5 protein-coding genes are annotated in these 4,740 nt (G+C 60.4%); 1 reads left to right on the forward strand and 4 read right to left on the reverse strand.

The window, feature by feature from the left end; translation table 11 throughout:
* The 4 genes from VGH68_RS09870 to ribA form a co-directional block, all read right to left on the reverse strand.
* On the reverse strand, nucleotides 1–1,259 hold a 1,259-nt coding region (locus VGH68_RS09870), incomplete at its 3' end, for a glycoside hydrolase family 3 protein (protein WP_331603409.1).
* 245 nt (nucleotides 1,260–1,504) lie between these two features.
* Entirely contained in the window at nucleotides 1,505–1,741 is a 237-nt protein-coding gene (locus tag VGH68_RS09875; protein ID WP_331603410.1) for a hypothetical protein, read from the reverse strand.
* A gap of 823 nt (nucleotides 1,742–2,564) precedes the next feature.
* Nucleotides 2,565–2,894, reverse strand: coding sequence for a phosphate acyltransferase (locus tag VGH68_RS09880; RefSeq protein WP_414696922.1), 330 nt, complete (start codon nucleotides 2,892–2,894; stop codon nucleotides 2,565–2,567).
* A gap of 221 nt (nucleotides 2,895–3,115) precedes the next feature.
* Nucleotides 3,116–3,766 (reverse strand): GTP cyclohydrolase II, encoded by a 651-nt coding sequence (gene ribA / locus VGH68_RS09885; protein ID WP_331603412.1) that lies wholly within the window; start codon nucleotides 3,764–3,766, stop codon nucleotides 3,116–3,118.
* A 314-nt stretch (nucleotides 3,767–4,080) separates the two neighbouring features.
* Here ribA and VGH68_RS09890 point away from each other — a divergent pair, with 314 nt between their 5' ends.
* Nucleotides 4,081–4,524, forward strand: coding sequence for a CBS domain-containing protein (locus tag VGH68_RS09890; RefSeq protein WP_331603411.1), 444 nt, complete (start codon nucleotides 4,081–4,083; stop codon nucleotides 4,522–4,524).
* Nucleotides 4,525–4,740: the final 216 nt, after the last annotated feature.

The raw sequence follows: 4,740 nt of genomic DNA on the forward strand, positions 1-4,740 counted from the left end.
CCCGTCAGGACGCCAGCCATCACTATCGCGACGTCGGCCGTCGCCGCAGCCGCGGCGACCGCAGCGTCCATGCTGCCGTCGTCCGGCGCGGCGAACACCTTCACGGTCGCACTGGAGCCTAGCTGCCGAAGTACGTTCGTGATCCCTTGCTGCGGGCCGACGGTGTAGGTAGGCAATACTTGCGAACTACCGCTTCCGCCAGCGATAGCATCATCCACATAGGTATTGTGGCCAACGATTGCGATCGATTTGACCGCGCCCGTCAGCGGCAGCAGATTGCCGCTGTTCTTCAATAGCACCGCTGACTGTTCTCCAATCGCACGGGCCTCGGCGCCGTCAGTCTGGATCGTCGTGGAATCGAGCGGCGTGCGCACTACCGGACGATCGAAAATACCCGCTTTGAACATCTGCGTGTAGCGACGCGTCAGCGCCTGGTTGACCGTCGTCATCGTCAACTGGCCTGTCGCCAACGCCTGGTTCAGGTTAGGCGTCGTGAACCAGATACCCGATTGCATCTCGAGGTCGAGACCCGCATTCATCGACGGTGCAGTCGAATGCGTTGCGCCGAAGTCGGATTGCACGTAACCCGTGAAACCCAATTCACCGCGCAAGATTGCGTTTAGCGTTCGCGGTGTTTCACAGGCGTACGTCGAGCCGATGCGGTCATAAGAACACATCACCGACGCGACGTTGCCCCTTCTGACGGACACACCGAATGGCAGCAAATAGATTTCGTGAAGCGTACGGTCATCGACGACCACACTCACGGTGTTCCGATTCGCCTCCTGTTCGTTGAGTATGAAATGCTTGGCCATCGCAATGACGCCGTTCTCCTGCGCAGCGCGGATCTCGTTCTCGGCGATGACGCCGGCGAGCACCGGGTCTTCACTGAGGTACTCGAAGTTTCGGCCGCCCTGTCCAACGCGCACTGCGTTCATGCCGGGCGCTTCGACCACGTGCAGGCCCAGCATGCGTGCTTCACGGCCCAACACATCGCCGTACGCTCGGGCAACGCTGGGATCGAAGCTCGCTGCCAGCGCCATCGACATCGGCAATGCGGTCGCCCGGTCCTGCGGCACGCAGTCGCCCGCCCCAATCCCAACCGGGCCATTCGTGATCCGGAACGTCGGGATGCTCAACGCCGGTATGCCCGGGACGTGACGGGTGCTGTTTCCACACGCCGGCACCTCGGCTATCGTGCCGCTTTGGCCATGCAACTGGGCGGCTTTCTGATCCAATGTCATCGCACTGACCAGCAATGCCGCTCGCTGTTCGGGAGCAAGCGCCGTATTCATCCACGGCGGCCCACTTGCCGCTTGCGGCGCAGCCACTGACAGCGAAACGAACGTGGCAACGGCAATGGCGCTTGCACGCGCGACGCGGACCGCGTGATGCGAGATCCCACGTGGATCAGGTGATGCGTTGAAATTCGACATATCGGTTCCTCGATCGAGTGATCAAGGAAAAGGGGACCCGATATGCAATGAGTTTCTTGGTTGTTGGCTTACGGCATTGCGAATCCAGTCGCCGGTTTGCTCGAGTCACGGTTCATCGGAGTGACATTCGGCGAGCCATCTTCGACCGGCTGCTGAAAAGGGAAATCACGCAAGGTAGTTACTTCAGTGCAAGCAGCCGCATCGATCATCGTCTTGTGACTAATTTTAGTGCTGCGGTTCGACGCGGCTTCGATGTCGTAAACCCTGCTGAATGGGCCAACGGTCGCGTCAGAGTAAATCGCCACGACGTCGTTCTTTGTTCCTGTATCAGCAACGAGGACTTTATCGTTCAGAACCTTTCGATCTCCGCCTCCAGCTTCGCCCTGTCGATCTCATCCGGATGATGCCGCGCAAGCTACACATAGACCGCGCGTGGAAGCCGGATCAAGAACCGATGGTTGAACGACGGACTGACTCAGGGCCTCAAGGCCTCACGTCCTGGTGTGGGCGCGACGTCCGTTTCCAAGCTCGAACGGCCACTCACCTCGGCCGACGAGCCACATAGTCGCCCGCCATCCCATGTCAAATTCCGATCTTCGACAGCGCCTGGAAAATAGTCGGCCCCAGCGTCGGGAGCATGACCTTCGGTGAAGATCCCCGTCAGAACAAATATCGGGCGCCGGCATTCAGCAGCCATCCTTGAACCCACCATTGCACCATTGCCGATTCGCTGCTGATCGGACACGCGCCCAAAGAGGGATAGCTTCTGCGTGGGCGTACCGTTCACCCCGACCGAGTACTGCAGCGCATCGGCGAGCCTGCCGGACGTGAACGTCGCGTCGCTTCGTATATTGCGGGAGACACCTACTCGGCGCAGACCACATTCAAGTCATTTCGCTCTGGCAGCGCATGTGTGGTGGGTAGTGAGACGTTAGAGGCCTGGACGGCCGAGAGTTCCTACCCGCTTACGCAGCATTATCCGGAGCCGCTGACGATCCATTACTAGCAGTAAAGGCGGAATACTGCGGAAGGAATTCTCAGCCACTGACAGCGCGACGTGGGCTGCTTCGTGCGTGACATGCACCAATGGCTCTAATCGGGCAAGCACCCGGTTCGTTGTTTCACCGGTTACAAGGCCCTGCGCATACTTGCCCGAAGTCGGCCTCCGGCACATGATGCCAACGGGGCAGGCACACTGTCCGCGTGGCTGGTGAGCACAATGGGTACTCTCGCACCTGGAACGATGCCCGCACTGGCCACCCTGCCCAGAAACTCCAGTTGCTTGAACAGCATGTTGCCAGCCTCGAGGTCGGGCACTACCAGAATGCCAGCACACCCAGCTACAGACGAGGCGATTCCCTTCAACCGCGCGGCTCTGACCGAAATCGCGTTGTCGTTGACAACTGCATCGGTGATGCCGCTCGGCAGCCTGGCGGCGGCACGTGCATCGAAGCGCATTCTTCCCACGGAGTAGGTTTTTCTGAGGGAAGAATATCGGGCGTAGGTTTCCCTGGCAACGCCGAGAAAACCTACGCCAACATCGCAAATATAGACATACGGAGAAAAGCGTCGATGTGCCGACTGGGACCGTGAAGATCGATACTTTCCGTTTTACTTTCAATTAGTTGCGGACGATTTTGGCTCTCTTTGGCACACTGCAGACGGCCGTCAAATCGTCGCTACTCGTTCTCGTCGAAGTAATGCCCGAACTTGAGCTGCTTCGTACGGATATAGCGCTCGTTTTCCTCGCGCATCGGAATCGCGAGCGCGACGCGCTCGCACACCGGAATGCCGTGCTTCGACAGCGTATGAAACTTCTCGGGGTTGTTGCTCATCAGCCGCACCGACGTCACTTTAAGCGTGCGCAGAATGCCCGCGGCCGAATCGTATTCGCGCGAATCGTCGGGCAGACCGAGATCGAGATTCGCCTCGACGGTGTCGCGCCCCTGCTCCTGCAGCGCATAAGCGCGAATCTTGTTGGAGAGGCCGATGCCGCGCCCTTCGTGCCCGCGCAGATAGAGCAGCACGCCGCACCCTTCGGCCGCGATATAACGCAGCGCCAGATCGAGTTGCTCGCCGCAGTCACAGCGATAGGAGCCGAGCACGTCACCCGTCAGGCATTCCGAATGCATGCGTGTCAGCACGGACGACTGGTTGGCCACATCGCCCATGACGAGCGCGAGATGTTCGGCGCCGCTGTCGACCACGCGAAACACATAGGAGGTGAACGTGCCGTACCGCGTGGGCAGTGTGGCGGTAGCGTCGAGAGCGACGCATTCGCCGGCGACGGCGCCGTCGGCTGCGGGCGATGAATCCTGAGACGTGAGCATGGCGTTGAACAGTGGTGCTGGCATGAACCCGGTCGAGCCGGGGATAAGTGTGGAGTGCGAGTTTACCGCTAATCCGCACGCAGCACGCGCAAGCCCCTTCGCGGTTGCTGAAAGCGGCGCAAAACTTCGCACCCGGCCGAGACCGGCGCGAACGGCCCTCGGTGCCGGCCTAACGATCGAACGCGACCTGTGAACCGCCGCACGTATTCCGGTGCACCGCCGGCCCACGTCACGCCTATACTGCAATGGCCTGTCCTGTCCCCTCACGACAGCGCGCCACTCCGGCGTGCTGCATTGCGAAACGGAGCCGCTCCATGACAAGCGTTGCACAACTTCTTAAAACAAAGCCGAATCCCGCCGGCGTCTACACGATCGGCGCGGACGATTCCGTCTACGAGGCGATCCGGCTGATGGCCGACAAAGGCATCGGTGCCCTGGTGGTCACGGATGGCGACAGCATTGCCGGGATCGTCACCGAACGCGACTATGCACGCAAGGTCGTACTGATGGACCGCTCGTCGAAAGCAACGCCGGTACGCGACATCATGAGCAAGGCGGTGCGCTTCGTTCGTCCCGAGCAGACCACCGAAGACTGCATGGCGCTGATGACCGAGCGGCGCATGCGTCACCTGCCTGTCATCGAAAACGAGCGGCTCGTCGGGATGGTATCGATCGGGGACCTCGTGAAGAACATCATCGCGGAACAGCAGTTCACCATTCAGCAACTCGAGTTCTATATTAACGGCGAGCGGCCTTAGCGCACACGCAATGCGCTTCGTCGAGCGCTGAGCCGTGATTGCGGAACCTATCAGGTGCTCTCGCGGACACGCGCCACGCCGCCGCGATGGCCGGCGCGAAAAAACGGCGCAAAAAAGGCCCAACCTCTAGGAGCTTGGGCCAAGCCACCTTGCGGCAGCGGAGGTTCCTTCGAACTGAACACAACGCGCGCACGAACGACACGCTGCCGGTGCATT

The organism is Paraburkholderia sp., from assembly GCF_036488505.1.
In the GTDB taxonomy this organism is placed as follows: domain Bacteria; phylum Pseudomonadota; class Gammaproteobacteria; order Burkholderiales; family Burkholderiaceae; genus Paraburkholderia.

What these genes read in the sequence shown, in the direction of transcription:
- VGH68_RS09880 (WP_414696922.1), bottom strand. Translation starts at nt 2,894, where the DNA reads ATGCGCTTCGATGCACGTGCCGCCGCCAGGCTGCCGAGCGGCATCACC.
- ribA (WP_331603412.1), bottom strand. Translation starts at nt 3,766, where the DNA reads ATGCTCACGTCTCAGGATTCATCGCCCGCAGCCGACGGCGCCGTCGCC.
- VGH68_RS09890 (WP_331603411.1), top strand. Translation starts at nt 4,081, where the DNA reads ATGACAAGCGTTGCACAACTTCTTAAAACAAAGCCGAATCCCGCCGGC.